The 14,038-nt window shown below is 74.2% G+C and carries 14 protein-coding genes; 6 read left to right on the forward strand and 8 right to left on the reverse strand.

The genetic code is table 11. From position 1 onward, the window contains the following. Window positions 1-63: 63 nt before the first annotated feature. Both ACIOD1_RS28700 and ACIOD1_RS28705 read right to left on the reverse strand, forming a co-directional pair. A complete protein-coding gene (locus ACIOD1_RS28700) occupies window positions 64-2,046 on the reverse strand; it encodes an AMP-binding protein (RefSeq protein ID WP_401905503.1) in 1,983 nt (660 codons plus the stop codon). Continuing rightward, window positions 2,031-2,804: an SDR family oxidoreductase gene (locus ACIOD1_RS28705; protein ID WP_401905506.1), complete on the reverse strand. Its 774-nt coding sequence runs from the start codon at window positions 2,802-2,804 to the stop codon at window positions 2,031-2,033. Before ACIOD1_RS28705 ends, ACIOD1_RS28700 begins: the two co-directional genes overlap by 16 nt. 84 nt (window positions 2,805-2,888) lie before the next feature. Between ACIOD1_RS28705 and ACIOD1_RS28710 the strand changes: the two genes are divergently transcribed. The 4 genes from ACIOD1_RS28710 (at window position 2,889) to ACIOD1_RS28725 (ending at window position 7,250) form a co-directional block, all read left to right on the forward strand. Next, window positions 2,889-4,136 carry a DUF1343 domain-containing protein gene (locus ACIOD1_RS28710; RefSeq protein WP_365623346.1) on the forward strand — a complete coding sequence of 416 codons (1,248 nt, stop codon included), beginning with the start codon at window positions 2,889-2,891 and terminating at the stop codon, window positions 4,134-4,136. 297 nt (window positions 4,137-4,433) lie between these two features. Then, window positions 4,434-5,714: a serine-threonine protein kinase gene (locus ACIOD1_RS28715; RefSeq protein WP_365623348.1), complete on the forward strand. Its 1,281-nt coding sequence runs from the start codon at window positions 4,434-4,436 to the stop codon at window positions 5,712-5,714. A 151-nt stretch (window positions 5,715-5,865) separates the two neighbouring features. Then, window positions 5,866-6,471 carry a hypothetical protein gene (locus ACIOD1_RS28720; protein ID WP_365623350.1) on the forward strand — a complete coding sequence of 202 codons (606 nt, stop codon included), beginning with the start codon at window positions 5,866-5,868 and terminating at the stop codon, window positions 6,469-6,471. After that, the gene (locus ACIOD1_RS28725) at window positions 6,468-7,250 is read left to right on the forward strand and encodes a 3-keto-5-aminohexanoate cleavage protein (RefSeq protein WP_365623352.1); all 783 of its coding nucleotides are present in this window, start codon (window positions 6,468-6,470) and stop codon (window positions 7,248-7,250) included. The genes ACIOD1_RS28720 and ACIOD1_RS28725 overlap by 4 nt, the downstream gene beginning before the upstream one ends. A gap of 57 nt (window positions 7,251-7,307) precedes the next feature. Here ACIOD1_RS28725 and soxR read toward each other — a convergent pair whose 3' ends face one another. Further along, complete coding sequence (gene soxR, locus ACIOD1_RS28730) at window positions 7,308-7,751, reverse strand: redox-sensitive transcriptional activator SoxR (protein ID WP_365623354.1); 444 nt, start codon at window positions 7,749-7,751, stop codon at window positions 7,308-7,310. Window positions 7,752-7,873: 122 nt separating this feature from the next. Here soxR and ACIOD1_RS28735 point away from each other — a divergent pair, with 122 nt between their 5' ends. Next, entirely contained in the window at window positions 7,874-8,335 is a 462-nt protein-coding gene (locus tag ACIOD1_RS28735; RefSeq protein ID WP_365623356.1) for a MaoC family dehydratase, read from the forward strand. Here ACIOD1_RS28735 and ACIOD1_RS28740 read toward each other — a convergent pair. The 3 genes from ACIOD1_RS28740 to ACIOD1_RS28750 all read right to left on the reverse strand — a co-directional run bounded on the left by ACIOD1_RS28740 (window position 8,326) and on the right by ACIOD1_RS28750 (window position 10,630). Then, a complete protein-coding gene (locus ACIOD1_RS28740; protein ID WP_365623358.1) occupies window positions 8,326-9,003 on the reverse strand; it encodes a TetR/AcrR family transcriptional regulator in 678 nt (225 codons plus the stop codon). The genes ACIOD1_RS28735 and ACIOD1_RS28740 overlap by 10 nt on opposite strands. A gap of 62 nt (window positions 9,004-9,065) precedes the next feature. Further along, window positions 9,066-9,374, reverse strand: a complete 309-nt coding sequence (locus tag ACIOD1_RS28745; RefSeq protein ID WP_365623360.1) for a YiaA/YiaB family inner membrane protein — start codon at window positions 9,372-9,374, stop codon at window positions 9,066-9,068. A gap of 104 nt (window positions 9,375-9,478) precedes the next feature. Next, window positions 9,479-10,630, reverse strand: coding sequence for an acyl-CoA dehydrogenase family protein (locus tag ACIOD1_RS28750; RefSeq protein ID WP_401905511.1), 1,152 nt, complete (start codon window positions 10,628-10,630; stop codon window positions 9,479-9,481). Between the two features lie 61 nt (window positions 10,631-10,691). Between ACIOD1_RS28750 and ACIOD1_RS28755 the strand changes: the two genes are divergently transcribed. Continuing rightward, a complete protein-coding gene (locus tag ACIOD1_RS28755) occupies window positions 10,692-11,411 on the forward strand; it encodes a TetR/AcrR family transcriptional regulator (RefSeq protein ID WP_401905514.1) in 720 nt (239 codons plus the stop codon). On the opposite strand, the gene ACIOD1_RS28760 is transcribed toward ACIOD1_RS28755, so the two are convergent. Together ACIOD1_RS28760 and ACIOD1_RS28765 are read right to left on the reverse strand one after the other, a co-directional pair. Next, window positions 11,408-12,487, reverse strand: a complete 1,080-nt coding sequence (locus ACIOD1_RS28760; RefSeq protein ID WP_401905517.1) for a zinc-binding dehydrogenase — start codon at window positions 12,485-12,487, stop codon at window positions 11,408-11,410. The genes ACIOD1_RS28755 and ACIOD1_RS28760 overlap by 4 nt on opposite strands. An 87-nt stretch (window positions 12,488-12,574) precedes the next feature. Continuing rightward, window positions 12,575-13,987 (reverse strand): aldehyde dehydrogenase family protein, encoded by a 1,413-nt coding sequence (locus ACIOD1_RS28765; protein WP_365623368.1) that lies wholly within the window; start codon window positions 13,985-13,987, stop codon window positions 12,575-12,577. Between the last annotated feature and the right edge of the window lie 51 nt (window positions 13,988-14,038).

Raw genomic sequence — 14,038 nt, forward strand, 5'->3', positions numbered from 1 at the left:
TGATGCCTCGCCCGCGCGCCGCGCTGTCCGACCGCTACGGCCACTCTGCCGTAGTGATGGTTTTCAGCCGCGTTCACGCAGTTCCCGTCGCAGGATCTTGCCACTGGTGGTCTGGGGAAGAACAGGCAGGACCTCGACCTGGCGCGGGTACTTGTACGCGGCGAGCCGCTCGGCGCAGTACGCGGACAGTTCCGCCGCCCCGACCGAGGTCCCCGGGCGCAGGCTGACGTACGCCTTCACGCTCTCCCCGCGGTACGGGTCGGGGATCCCTACGACGGCCGCCTGTCGGACGGCGGGGTGGGAGTAGAGCACGTCCTCCACCTCGCGCGGCCAGACCTTGAAGCCGGAGGCGTTGATCATGTCCTTCTTGCGGTCGACCACGTAGAGCCAGCCCTCGGGGTCCATGAAGCCGATGTCCCCGGTCCGCAGTTCCCCGTCGGGTAAGGCCGCCGCGGTCTCCTCGGGCAGCCCCCAATAGCCGGGGACGACCTGGGGGCCCCGGACGGCGATCTCGCCGCACTCCCCGAGGGGGACCTCGGCTCCCGCCTCGTCGAGGATCCGTACGAGGGTCTGCGCGCCCGGGAGTCCGACGGACAGGGTGCCGGAGGCGGGGTCGACGGGGGCCTCCAGGTGCACGGGGACCGAGGCGCAGGGGGCGGTGCACTCGGTGAGGCCGTAGCCGTTGCGGAGGTAGAAGCCGAAGGAGGCGCGGAGCCGTTCGACGAGCGCCGGCGGGAGCGGGGCGCCGCCGGAGGAGACCACCTTCAGGGAGGCGAAGTGGTCGCGGGTGGCTCCGGGATGGGCGGCGAGGGCCATGAAGGCGGTGGCCGGGCCGACGGTGTAGTCCGGGCGGTGTTCGAGGAGGGCGTCGAGGACGACGGCGGCGTCGAAGCGGTGGGCGAGCACGAGGGTGCCGGCGTTGACGAAGGCGGCGGCCAGCTCGCAGACCAGGCCGGTGATGTGGAACAGGGGCGCGAGGGCGAAGTAGCGGGAGCCCTCGGGGAGGGGGTGGCCGGTGACCTGGCGGGTGGCGTTGTAGGTGAGGGCGCCGTGCGGGTTCAGGGCGCCCTTGGGGGTGCCGGAGGTGCCCGAGGTGTAGCTGATGAGGGCGGTGTCGGTGGCGGTGAGACCGGGGTCGGGCGGCGCGGGGAGCCCCCGGCGGGCGACGGTGGCGAGGTCGTCGGGGGCGCTGGGGGTCCCGGAAGCGGCGGGGCTCGCGGGGCCGGTGGGGGTCCCGGGGGCGGCGGGGGTCCCGGGGGCGGTGGGGCTCGCGGGGGCGGTGGGGCTCGCGGGGCCGGTGGGGGTCGCGGGGGTGGTGGGGGTCCCGGGGGCGGCGGGGCTGTCGGGGCCTGTGGATGTGCCGGGGGCGGCGGGGGTCCCGGGGGCGGCGGGGCTGCTGGGGGCGGCGGGGCTGCTGGGGGCGGTGGAGGTCCCGGGGGCGGGCGTGGTTCGGGGGGACGGGAAGACGCGGGGGTCGTCGCGGGTCTGGAAGTCCCGGTCGTCGGCGGTCAGGGTGACCCGGACTCCGGTCCCCCGGACGGCCTCGCCCAGGTACTCCACCCAGGCGCGGGCCCCGCAGACGAGCGCGGCGGCGCCCGAGTCCCGCAGGACGTGCCCGACCTCGGCGGACTTGTACATCGGGTTCAGCGGCACGACCACCGCCCCGGCCTTCCAGGCGGCCAGCACGGCCAGCACGAAGTGCGGGGTGTTCTGGAGCATCACGGCGACCCGGTCGCCCCGGCCCACACCCCGGGCGGCGAGGTGTCCGGCGAGGGAGTCGGACAGGGCGTCGGCCTCCGCGTAGCCGATCACGCCGTCGAAGTACGCGAGGGCCGGGCGCTCGGGGGCCCGGGCGACGGCGGCCCGGAAGGCGGCCGCCACGCTCGGCGCCGGAGTGACGGGGGCGAGCTGCTCCGGGCTCAGCCGGCCCAGCCAGGGGCGGGCCGCGTACGGCGACGCCGCGGGCGGCGCGGGCACCTGCGGCAGGGGGAGCGCCGGGGGCAGGGGACGCGCCGGGGGCACCGGCGCCGTCACGCGGTCTCCCATTTGCGCTGGAGGTGGTTCATTCCGCTCAGCCAGCGGTCGGGGTCCGTGGCGCGCGCGACGGAGAAGTCCGCCACCTCGGGGTGCGGGAGGATCAAGAACCGGCCCTTCTCCATGCCGTCGAACAGGGCGTCCGCGACCGCGTCCGGCTCGATCGCGGTCGGCGCCAGGACGAGTTCGCCCGCCGAGCCCGCGGCGGTCAGCATGTCGGTGCGCACGCCCTGCGGGCAGATGGCGTGGACCTGGACCCCCCGGTGGCGGTAGGTCAGCGAGAGCCATTCCGCGAAGGCGAGGGCACCGTGCTTGGTGACACTGTACGGCGCGGCTCCGATCATGGTCAGCAGCCCCGCGGCCGAGACGGTGGACACGAACCGGCCGCTCCCCCGCTCCAGCCAGTCGGGCAACAGGGTCCGGGCCGCGCGCACGTGCGCCATGACGTTGGTGTCCCAGGCCGCGTCCCAGACCGCCTCGTCGGCGAAGGCGTCCCCGCCCGAGGCCAGGCCGGCGTTGGCGCAGTAGACGTCCACGGTGCCGCCGAGGGCCTCGCGGGCCGAGGCCGCCACCGTGGAGGCGTCGCCGGGGAGGGCGATGGCGCGGGCGCCGATCTCCCCGGCCACCGAGGCGGCCCGGGCCGGGTCGAGGTCGTTGACGACGACGGTGGCGCCTTCGGCGGCGAAGCGGCGGGCGAGGGCCGCGCCGATTCCGCCGCCCGCGCCCGTGACGACGACTCGCTGGTCCTGGTACGCGCTCACGGGGGTCACCTCTCGTCGCCGACTGACGGGTCCCGGGCAGACTAACCAGTCGGTATGTCAGGGCGGAAGGGGGTCGCGCCCTAGCGTGTCCGGATGACGCTGACGCGACGCGGGCTGCTGGGACTGGCGGGGGCGATGGGGGCGGCGGGGGCTGTGGGTGTCGCGGGGGTGACCTCGGCCGCGACCGGCGAGCGGGTCCGTACCGGGTTCGAACGGCTCGCCGCCGACGGGTACGCGGAGCTCTCGGGGCAGCGGATCGGCGTGGTGACCAACCCGACGGGCATCACCGCCGACGCCCGCCACCTGGTCGACGTCCTGCACGCCGACGACCGGGTGGACCTGGTGGCGGTGTTCGGGCCGGAGCACGGCTTCCGGGGCACGGCGCAGGCCGGCGGATCGGAGGGGTCCTCACGGGATCCGGCGACGGGCCTGCCCGTGTACGACACGTACGACAAGAGCGGCCAGAAGCTCGCGGACCTCTTCACGGCGGCGGGCGTCGACACGGTCGTCTTCGACATCCAGGACGTCGGGGCGCGGTTCTACACCTACGTGTGGACCCTCTACGACTGCATGCGCGCGGCAGCCCTGGCCGGCAAGGCGGTGGTGGTGCTCGACCGGCCCAACCCGGTGGGGGGACGGCGGGCCGCCGGGCCGGTGTTGGAGCGGCCGTACGCGAGCTTCGTGGGCCGGGAGCCGATCGCGCTGGCGCACGGGATGACGGCGGCCGAGCTGGCGCTTCTGTTCAACGGGGAGTTCCTCGCGGCGGCTCCGGTCCGGCTGCGGACGGTGTCCATGTCGGGTTGGCGGCGGGCGTCCCTCTTCGGGGAGACCGGGCTGCCCTGGGTGCCGCCGAGCCCGAACATGCCGACGCCCGCCACGGCCCTCGCGTACGCCGGGACCTGCCTGTTCGAGGGGACGAACCTCTCCGAGGGGCGGGGTACGACCACCCCCTTCGAGCTGATCGGCGCGGAGGGCGTCGACCGGGGCTGGGCGGAGGCGGCGAACGGGCTGGGACTGCCCGGGGTGTGGTTCCGGGAGGCGTGGTTCACCCCCGCCTTCTCCAAGCACTCCGGGAAGTCGTGCGGCGGGGTCCGGCTGATCGTGCACGACCCGGTGGCCTTCGATCCGGTCCGGGCGGGGATCGGGCTGCTGGTGACGGCGCGCCGGGCGTGGAGCGGCTTCGGGTGGCGGTCGGACCACTGGATCGACCGGCTGACCGGCTCGGACCGGGTGCGGACGCTGGTGGACGCGGGTGCGGGGGTGGAGGAGATCGCGGGCGACTGGGCGGCGGGGCTGGCGCGCTTCGCGGCGGTACGGGAGAAGTACCTGCTCTACCCGTGATCGGAGCCGCCGGGGGGCTGGTCCCGGGGCCGCCGCGGCGGGATGCTGCGAGCACCGCGACGGAACGCGCCGCGGGCTCGGGGTGAAGGGGGCGTCATGGCGCGCACGGGTGGCGGACCGGTGCCGGGGACCACGACCGGAGCGGGGGAAGCGACGGGGCCGGGACCGGGAACCGGGGCGGGGGCAGGGACCGGGGCGGGAGTGGCGGCCTTCGGGCCGTTCGGGCCGTTCGGCGGCGGGTCGGGGTCCTTCGGACCGTTTCGGGCCGCGCCCTCGGCGGCCGGGGCCGGGATCGGGGTGCGGCCGTACCAGGAGCTGACCTTCGACTCCCAGGGGGACGTGGACCCGGCGACCAGGGAGGCGGTGGCCCGGATCGAGGCCACCGACCTGCTGGTCTTCGCACACGGCTGGAACAGCGACCGGACTACGGCGACCCGGCTCTTCGACCGCTTCTTCGCCCCCTTCCCAGACCTGGTCGGCACGGGCGTGCGCCTCGGGTACGTCGGGGTGGTGTGGCCGTCGATCCGCTTCTCCGACGAGCCGATACCCGACTTCGAACCGCACGGCGCCGCTCTCGACGCGGCCGCGGCGGGGCCCGCCCTGGACCCCGCCACGCGGCGGGCCCTCGGGGAGTTCTGGCCGGGTCGGGAAACGGAGTTGGACCGGGTCGCCGAGCTGCTGGCCGAGCGACCGGACACCGAGGCCGCCTTCGTCGAGTTCGGGGCGCTGGTACGGGAGCTGGCCCAGGTCGACCGGGCCGCCACGGCGGCGGCCGCGCAGGTGCCGGAGCTCTTCTCGCGGGACGTCCTGGAGGTGTGCCGAGTCCTGACGCGGACGCTGGCCCGCGCCGAGGCGGAGGCGGACGGGCGTTCGACGGATGGGGCGGAGGTCGCGGAGTTCTCCCTCGGAAGTGGAGCGCGTTCCCTGTGGGGCGGCGCGAAGGAGCTGTTGCGCCAGGCGACGTACTACGAGATGAAGAAGCGGGCCGGAGTGGTCGGCGAGCACGGTCTCGGCCGGGTCCTCACGGACCTCGCGGGGCGCCGGCCGGCCCTGCGGGTCCACCTGATCGGGCACAGCTTCGGCGGCCGGGTGGTGTCCTTCGCCCTGCGCTCCGTACCGGACGGGAACCGCTCGCTGAAGTCGCTGACCCTGCTCCAAGGGGCCTTCTCCCACTATGCGTTCAGCGGGCGCCTGCCCCACGATCCGGACCGCGGCGGAGCCCTCGGCGGGCTCCAGCGCCGAGTGGCGGGACCGGTCGTGGCCTGCCATTCCGTACACGACACCTCGCTGGGGCTGTTCTATCCGCTGGCCTCGCGGATGGCGGGGGATTCGGCCGGTCTGCTCGGTTTCGACGAGCGGTGGGGCGCTGTCGGGCACGATGGGGTGCGCGCGGTGCCCGGAGCCCCGCGCCTGACCCTGGAGGCGGCCCTGCGGGACGGGCTCCCGGAGGCCGGTTGCGTCAGTGTGGACGCGGGTTCCGTGGTGCGTTCCGGCGGAGCCCCGTCGGGGGCGCACAGCGACATCTGCCACGAGGAACTCGCCCGGCTCGTGGTCGGCGCGGGGCGCATGGGGCGCTGAGTTCCGGCCATGTGCCACCCGCACGCCTCGACCGCCCCCGCATGCGCCCGCATCCGGCAGGGCATGTTGGGCACGTCGGGGCGGGCTGCTTCGTTCGACGGAGTAGCACGGGCACGGATGTGAGCGGGGGCATGGCGGAGGTGAAGGTGCGATGGCGGGATTCCGAAGTCTGGCCTACCAGGTGCGTGACGCGCGCAATGACCGGGCCCTGCGGCGCCACTCGCTGCGCCGCTGCCTGGAACGGTTCGCGCCGTACGGGCACCGGGCGACGTGGTGGCACCTGTGCGACCGGCACGGGATCGCCCCCGAGGACCGGGGCGCCGACCCGCTGCGTCTGGTAGCGGCGTTGGAGGAGCTGGAGGACGCGCGGGCGGTCTGGTTGGAGTACGAGAGGCAGTTCGCGGAACGACGCAGACGGGAGAAGCACGACGGGGTGCGCCGCCCGGAATGGGCGTGGGGCGGCACCGGCGACGCGGTGGTGCGGTGCGCCGATCCGGGGGTGCGGCCGGACGGGACCTTGGGCGAGGTCCTGCGGCGGCTGGTGCGGGCGTTGGAGTCGGAGCCGGGGACGGGGTGCCCGGTGTGCGGGGATCGGGAACTGCGCTGGCCGACCTCCCTGGCCGGGCGCGGGTCCTGGGCCGGTGAGGGTGCCTGGGCCTGGGACGGGCCGTTGTGCGCGGGGTGCGGGATCGTGGTGCCGCGACCGGCACTGGCGGGGGCGACGGTGGTGGATCCGGCGGCGGCGGGAGCGGCATGAGTTTCGGGACACGGGTCGGGGACGGCGTGTTGCAGGTGGCGCTGAACGGCTCGCGGGACGCGGCCGAGGGGGCGGCGGTGCCGATGTCCCCGCGGGACCTGGCGGAGGCGGCCCTGTCTTCGGTGGCCGCCGGGGCCGGGGAGGTCCTGGTGCATCCGCGGACCCCGTGCGGGCGCGAGAGCCTCTCGCCCCGGGTGGTCGGTCCGCTGTTGGAGGAGTTGCGCGGCGCGGGGGTCCGCGTACCTCTGACGGTGCCGGCGGACGTCGCGGCCGAGCCTGATCCGGAGGGGCGCCTGGAGCGGGTGCGGTCCTGGACGGTGTTGCCGGACCGGGCGTCGGTGCGGTTCTCGGAGCCGGGAGCGCGGGAGTTGGGGCAGGCCCTGCTGGAGCGGCGGGTCGCCGTGGACGCCGTGGTCCCGCTGGGCGGCGGGGTCGGGCCGGAGCCGCTGGCCCGGTTCCTGGAGTGGGCCGTGCCGGACCGGGGGCGGGTCCGGCTGGTGGTGGAGCTGGCCGAGGCCGATCCGGCGCTGGTGGCGGGGCTGCGCTGGCTGCCGCCGGTCCCGATCGTGCTGTTCGGGCGGGACGAGGCCGCCTGGCCGGTGCTGCGGCTGGCCGCGCGGTGCGGAGCCGGAGCGCGCATCGGCGTCGCGGAGGTGCTGCGGCTTCCGGACGGGCGTGTGGCCCGCTCCAACGCTCAGCTGGTCGAGGCCGCCCGCGCGGAGGTCGTCGCTCGCGCCGGCGGGGTCCGACCGGGCGCTGGCGGCTCGACTCCACGGTGACGGCGCCCGGGGCACGCCGCTCTGGGCGGAGCGGCACACCCGGACCGGGCGGGGCCCTCAGAGTCGGGAGCCGCTGCTGCGTTCGCCGAAGACGTCGTCCGGGTTGGACAGGGCGCAGGTCTTCAACGACAGGCAGCCGCAGCCGATGCAGTCGGACAAGTGGTCGCGCAGGCGGCCGAGTTGGGCGATGCGCTGGTCCAGCTCGGCACGCCAGTTCTCGGAGAGTCGCGCCCAGTCCTGTGGGGTGGGCGTGCGCTCCTCGGGGAGTTGGGCGAGCGCGTCACGGATGTCCGCGAGCGGTATCCCGACCCGCTGGGCGGCCCGCACGAAGGCGACCCGGCGCAGCGCCTCCCTGGTGTAGCGGCGCTGGTTGCCCGAGGTGCGGCGGCTGCTGATCAGGCCTTTGGCCTCGTAGAAGCGCAGGGCGGAGACGGCGGCCCCGCTGCGCGCGGAGAGCTGACCGACGGTGAGTTCGTGGACCTTCTCGGGAATCTGCGGCACTCGGCCGAGCCTAGTCGGAGGTCCGTTGACACGGGGATGTGGCCCCCCGCATGCTGAGCAAACGCTTATTCGTCAGATCGGGCAGCGGAATCCGCGCGCACCACGGGAGACAGGGGCAGGGCATGGCCGAACCGAGGATCTTCACCTCCGCCGAGGAGCTGCGCGCCGGCATCGGCGAGCCGCTCGGGCCGAGCGGGTGGCTGGAGGTGGACCAGAAGCGGATCGACCTGTTCGCCGACGCCACCGGGGACCACCAGTGGATCCACGTGGACCCCGAGCGGGCGGCCTCCGGCCCCTTCGGCTCCACCATCGCGCACGGCTATCTGACGCTGTCGCTGCTGCCGAGCCTGGTGCCGCAGATCATGCGGGTCGAGGGCATGCGCATGGGCATCAACTACGGGGTGAACAAGGTCCGTTTCCCGGCCCCCGTGCCCGTCGGCTCGCGGCTGCGCGCCACGGCGGTGATCACGGAGGTCACCGAGGCGGGGGGCGGGGTCCAGGTGTCGGCGACCGTCACCGTCGAGGTCGAGGGCGGCGAGAAGCCGGTCTGCGTGGCGGAGTCGGTGTCCCGCTACTACTTCTGAGCCGGGGTCGCGGTCGCCCCCGGGGCGGGTCGGGCCTCCGGTCGAGCCGCCGGTCGGGCGGCCACCATGCGGAGCACGAGGTCGGCGTAGAGCGCGCCGACCTCGTCGGGCGTGCGGGGGCCGGCGGTACTGAACCAGCGGGCCACGTCGATGCACAGGGACAGCACGGCGAGGGTGGTGCCCGGCACGTCCGGGACCTCGAACTCTCCGGCCCGCACGCCCTCGACGACGATCCGGCGTACGGCGGCGTCACTGCGGCGGCGCAGGGCGACGATCTCGGCCCGGTGCTCGGGGGCGAGGGCGTCGAGCTCGTACTGGACCACGCGCGCGGTGGTGTGGTGGGCGGCGTGCCAGCGCACGAAGGACCGTACGGCCGCGTCGAGGCGCTCGGCCGCGCTCCCGTCGCCGGCGGCGGCGGTCTCCAGGATCTCCAGGGCCTTGTCGTGCCCGATGCGGCTGATCCGGTGGAGCAGCTCTTCCTTGGTCTTGTAGTGGATGTAGAGCGCGGCCGGACTCATCCCGGCGCGGCCGGCGATGTCGCGCGTGGTCGTCGCGTGGTAGCCGCGCTCCGCGAAGGCCTCGACGGCGGCGACGAGCAGCCTGCGCGCCGCGTCGGGGGTGACCTCCGACCACGGCTGGTAGCCACCGGTCTCCGCCGCGCTGTCCATCGCTCGCTCACCCTCGTCGTCTTGTAGGAATGCACATCCTACCGGAGGGGGTGAGCAAGCGCTTAGCGATCCTGGGCCGTGGGCTGCTTGGGCGCGAAGGGGTCGTAGGAGGTGATGAGCTTCTCCATCCGGGCCTGGTCGACCCGGCTGACGATCTGGGTGACCTCCTGGCGGTCGCGCACCACCTTGGCGAGGGTGAAGGCCGAGGTCGTCAGGTACAGGACGGCGATCCCCAGGAAGGCGCGCACCCAGCCGGTCGCCTCCAGGTTGTAGATCCCCAGGGCCACCGCGCCGATGGCGATGCCGAAGGAGGCGACGGCCTGGCCGTAGTAGGCCCCCGTGTTCTGCTGCTTGACCGGTGTCTCGTTCATGGATCCAGAGTGGGCCCGGCGCGGCGGGCGCACATGGGCGCGGGTACCCATGTACGTACTCAACCCGTCGAAATGCCCGCGTGGCGTCCGGCCCTTCGGGCGTCTCAGAACGCGGAGACCCCGGTGCGGGCGCGGCCGATCAGCAGCTTCTGGATCTGACTGGTGCCCTCGTAGAGGGTCATCACGCGGGCGTCGCGCAGCAGCTTCCCGGCCGGGTACTCGTCGATGTAGCCGTAACCGCCGTGCACCTGGAGGGCGTTGCTCGCGGCGCGCACGGCGGCTTCGGAGGCGAAGAGCTTGGCGGTGGAGGACTCGGTGGCGAAGGGCTTCCCCCGGTCGATGAGGTCCGCGACCCGCCAGGTCAGGAGCCGGGCCGCGTCCACGTCCACCGAGATGTCGGCGATCAGCTCCTGGACGAGTTGGTGGTGGGCGATGGGCTTGCCGAACTGCTCGCGCTGGGCCGCGTAGGAGACCGCCGCGTCGAGCGCCGCCTGGGCGATGCCCACGCAGCCGGCGGCCACGGACATGCGTCCCTTGGCCAGGGCCGACATGGCCACGGAGAAGCCCTTCCCCTCGGGGCCGAGCATGGCGGAGGCGGGGACGCGGACCGCGTCGAGGGTGAGTTCGGCGGTGGCCTGGCCGCGCAGCCCGAGCTTGCCGTGGACCTCGCGGTGAGTGAGCCCGGGGCTGTCGGTGGGGACGAGGAAGGCGGAGATGCCCCGGTGGCCGGGCTCGTCGTTGGTCCGGGCGAAGAGGAGCACGACCTCGGCCCAGGTGCCGTTGGTGATGAACATCTTGCTTCCGCTGACGACGTACGCGTCCCCGTCGGGCGTGGCACGCGTGGTGAGGGCGCCGGCGTCGGAGCCGGTCTCGGGCTCGGTCAGACCGAAGCAGCCGAGCGCCTCCCCGGAGCACAGGCGGGGCAGCCAGGCGCGCTTCTGCTCCTCGGTCCCCCAGGCGGCGACGGTCTTGGCGACCAGGCCGAGGGAGACGGAGACGATGCCGCGCACCGCGGAGTCCCCGCGCCCGAGCTCCTCGGTGACCAGGACGTACGCGAGGTGGTCGCCCCCGGAGCCGCCGTACTCCTCGGAAACGGTGAGCCCGAGGAAGCCGACCTCGCCCAGCTTCTTCACGATGGACCGGTCCACGCTCTCGGCGCGGTCCCAGGCGGCGGCGTACGGGGTGATCTCACGCTCGGTGAAGGTACGAGCAAGGTCGCGGACGGCCTCCTGCTCCTCGCTGAGCTCCAGGTTCACGGGGTCCTCCGGTTTAACTAGCGTCGGTAGTTTATGGCGGGCGGGCCCTACTATGTGGCGCATGGCCAGACCGCGCAAGCCCCTCCTCAGCAGAGACCGCATCGTCGAGGCAGCGGGCACGCTGGTGGACGCGGAGGGCCTGGAGGCGGTGTCGACGCGGCGGCTGGCGGCCGCGCTGGGCGTGAGCGGGCCCTCGCTCTACAACCACTTCCGCACCAAGGACGCCATCCTGGAGGCGGTCGCGGACGCGGTGAGCGCGCGGGTCGACCTGTCGATGTTCGACGGGTCCCGGGACTGGCGGGCGGCCCTGCACGACTGGGCGCACTCCTACCGGGACGCCCTGGCCGACCACCCGAACATCGTCCCGCTCCTGGCCCGGGGCCCGGGTCGGCGCCCGGCGGGACTGCGACTGGCGGACGCGGTGTTCGGAGCCATGACGGCGGCGGGCTGGCCCCCGGCCCACGCGACCCGGATCGGCGCGCTGATGCGGTACTTCATCCTCGGCTCGGCGGTGGCGTCGTTCGCCGGAGGTTTCGTCGACGACGAGACCGCGTACGACCCGGCGGACTACCCGCACCTCGGCCAGGCCCACCTCTTGGCGGAGCGGCGCCGCGAGGTGGACGAGGGCGCCTTCGAAGCCGGGCTGACGGCCCTCCTGGACGGCCTGACCCTCCAGTTCGAGGGCGTCCAGGGGGCCGCCGGGGGCGTCGAGGACGGCCGGGGTGGCGAGGACGGCCGGGGTGGCAAGGACGTCCAGGGCGGGCTTCGCGGGTCCGCCTAGAACACGACCAGCGAACGGCCGCCCTTGCCCGCGAGCATCGCTTCGAACGCGGCGGGAATGCCGTCCAGGGTGATGCGGTCGGTGACGAGGGCCCCGAGGTCCAGTCGGCCGGCCCGGACGTGGTCGGCGATCACCGGGAGGTCGCGGGCCGGGTCACTGTTGCCGTAGACGCAGCCGGTGAGGGTGCGGGCGAAGTGGAAGATCTCCAGGGCGTGGAAGGTGATCTGCTGCTCCTTGCCGCCGATCCCGACCACCGTGGTGCGCCCGCCCCGACGGGTGGAGTCCCACGCAGCCCGGATGGTCTCCGCGCGGCCGACGCACTCGACGGCTACGTCCGCCCCCCGCCCCGAGGTCAGGGCGCGGACCTGCTTGGCCGTGCTCTCGGAGGCGAGGACGAACTCGTCGGCCCCGGCCGCGCGGGCCAGTTCCTCCTTGGCCGGTGAGGCGTCGACGGCGACGATCGGGCCGGCTCCGGCGATCCGCGCCGCCTGGAGGGCGGACAGGCCGACCCCGCCGACTCCGAACACCACCACCGACTCGCCGGGGCGGACCTGGGCGCTGTGGTGGACGGCCCCGTAGCCGGTGAGGACGGCGCAGCCGAGCAGCGCGGCCTCGGCGAGGGGGATCCCGTCGGGCGCGCGCAGCACGCAGTTCGCCGCGACGACGGTCTCCTCGGCGAACGCGGCCACGTTGAGCCCGGGGTGCAGTTCCGTGCCCTGGGCGTCATGGGCGTGGACGGCGCCCACCCCGGCCAGGGCCTTGGCGCAGAGCCACACCTCACCGATCCGGCAGTGGTGGCACTCCCCGCAGGAGGGCGCCCAGTTGAGCACCACCCCGTCTTCCGGGGCGACATGGGTGACGCCTTCGCCGACGGCCAGGACCGTGCCGGCGCCCTCGTGGCCCAAGACGGCGGGGACCGGCACCCGCATGGTGCCGTTGGTGAGGGAGAGGTCCGAGTGACAGACCCCGGCTGCGGCGAGCCGGACCCGGACCTGTCCGGGACCTGGTTCGGGGAGCACGATGTCCCGGATCTCCAGCGGGGCTCCGACGGCGGGCAGGATGGCGGCGCGGACCATGGTCGTCGTCTCCGTGTCTGAGGGGGCGGGGCGGGGGTGTGGGGGGGGTGGCGGGGTTGGGGTGGGGCGAGGTTGGGATGCGCCCGCTCAGAACTGCATGGACTTGGTCTGGAGGTACTCCCCCAGGCCGTGCGGACCCAACTCGCGACCCACGCCGGACTGCTTGTACCCACCGAAGGGCGCGAGCACGTTGAACCGGCCCCCGTTGATGTCCACCTGCCCGGTGTCCATGCGGCGGGCGAACGCCACGGCCGTCTCCTCGTCGGCGGCCCAGACCGCGCCGCCCAGGCCGTAGACGGTGCCGTTGGCGATGCGCAGGGCGTCGTCCTGGTCCTCGTAGGAAAGGATCGCCAGCACGGGGCCGAAGATCTCCTCTTGGGCGATGGTCATGTCGGGCGTGACGTCGGCGAAGACGGTCGGCGCGATGAAGTACCCGCGCTCACGCGGCGCTTCGATGCCACCCGCCACGAGGCGCGCGCCTTCCTCCACGCCCTTGGCGATGTACGCGCGCACCCGGTCGCGTTGGGTGGCGTTGACGACCGGTCCGAGGCGGGTCGCCGGGTCGAGGGGGTCGCCCGCCACGTACTTGGCCGCGGCGGCGGCCGCGAGGGTGACGGCCTCCTCGTACTGGTCACGCTGCACGAGCATGCGGGTGAGCGCGTTGCAGCTCTGACCGGTGTTGTTCATGACGTGTCCGACGCCCACCGCGACGGCCTTGGCCAGATCGGCGCCGGGGAGGATGACGTTCGCCGACTTGCCGCCCAGTTCGAGGGCGACGCGCTTGACGGCGGCGCCGGCGATGGCGCCGATCTTCCGGCCGACGGCGGTCGAGCCGGTGAAGGAGATCAGGTCGACCCCCTCGTGTTCGGCCAGCGCCTGGCCGGCGACGGGGCCGGTGCCGGTCACGAGGTTGAAGACCCCGGCCGGGATGCCCGCCTCGTGCACGGCTTCGGCGAAGAGCTGTGCGGTCAGCGGGGTGTCCTCGGCGGGCTTGAGGACGACGGTGCAGCCGGCGGTGAGAGCGGGTGCCACCTTGGCAACGACCTGGTGCAGCGGATAGTTCCAGGGGGTGATCGCCCCGACCACTCCGACGGGCTCCAGCAGCACGGTGGAATTCCCGATCCGCTCCTCGAAGGCGTACGTGGCCCCGAGTTCGGCGTACGAGGCGGACACCGCGATGGGCGAACCGACGTGGACCGCCTCCGCGAAGCCGAGCGGGGAGCCCAGTTCGGCGGTGACGGTCTCGGCGATCTCGCTCTTGCGGGCGGCCAGCACCGCGCTCAGGGCGCCGACCAGGGCGGCCCGCTCGGCCGGAGCCGTGGCCGCCCAGCCGGGGAAGGCCGCGCGGGCGGCCCGTACGGCCGTGTCCACGTCCTCGGCCGTACCGGCCGGGACCGAGGCGATGACCTGCTCGTCGGCCGGGTTGACCACCTCGATCCGGCCGGTCCCGGCGGCGGGCCGCCATTCCCCACCGATGTACATCCCGTCATGAGCCTTCATCGCATTCCTCCCGAGCACGTACGAGCACGTGGACCTGACCTCGCCGACACC

The organism is Streptomyces sp. NPDC088097 (assembly GCF_044741845.1).
Lineage (GTDB): Bacteria > Actinomycetota > Actinomycetes > Streptomycetales > Streptomycetaceae > Streptomyces.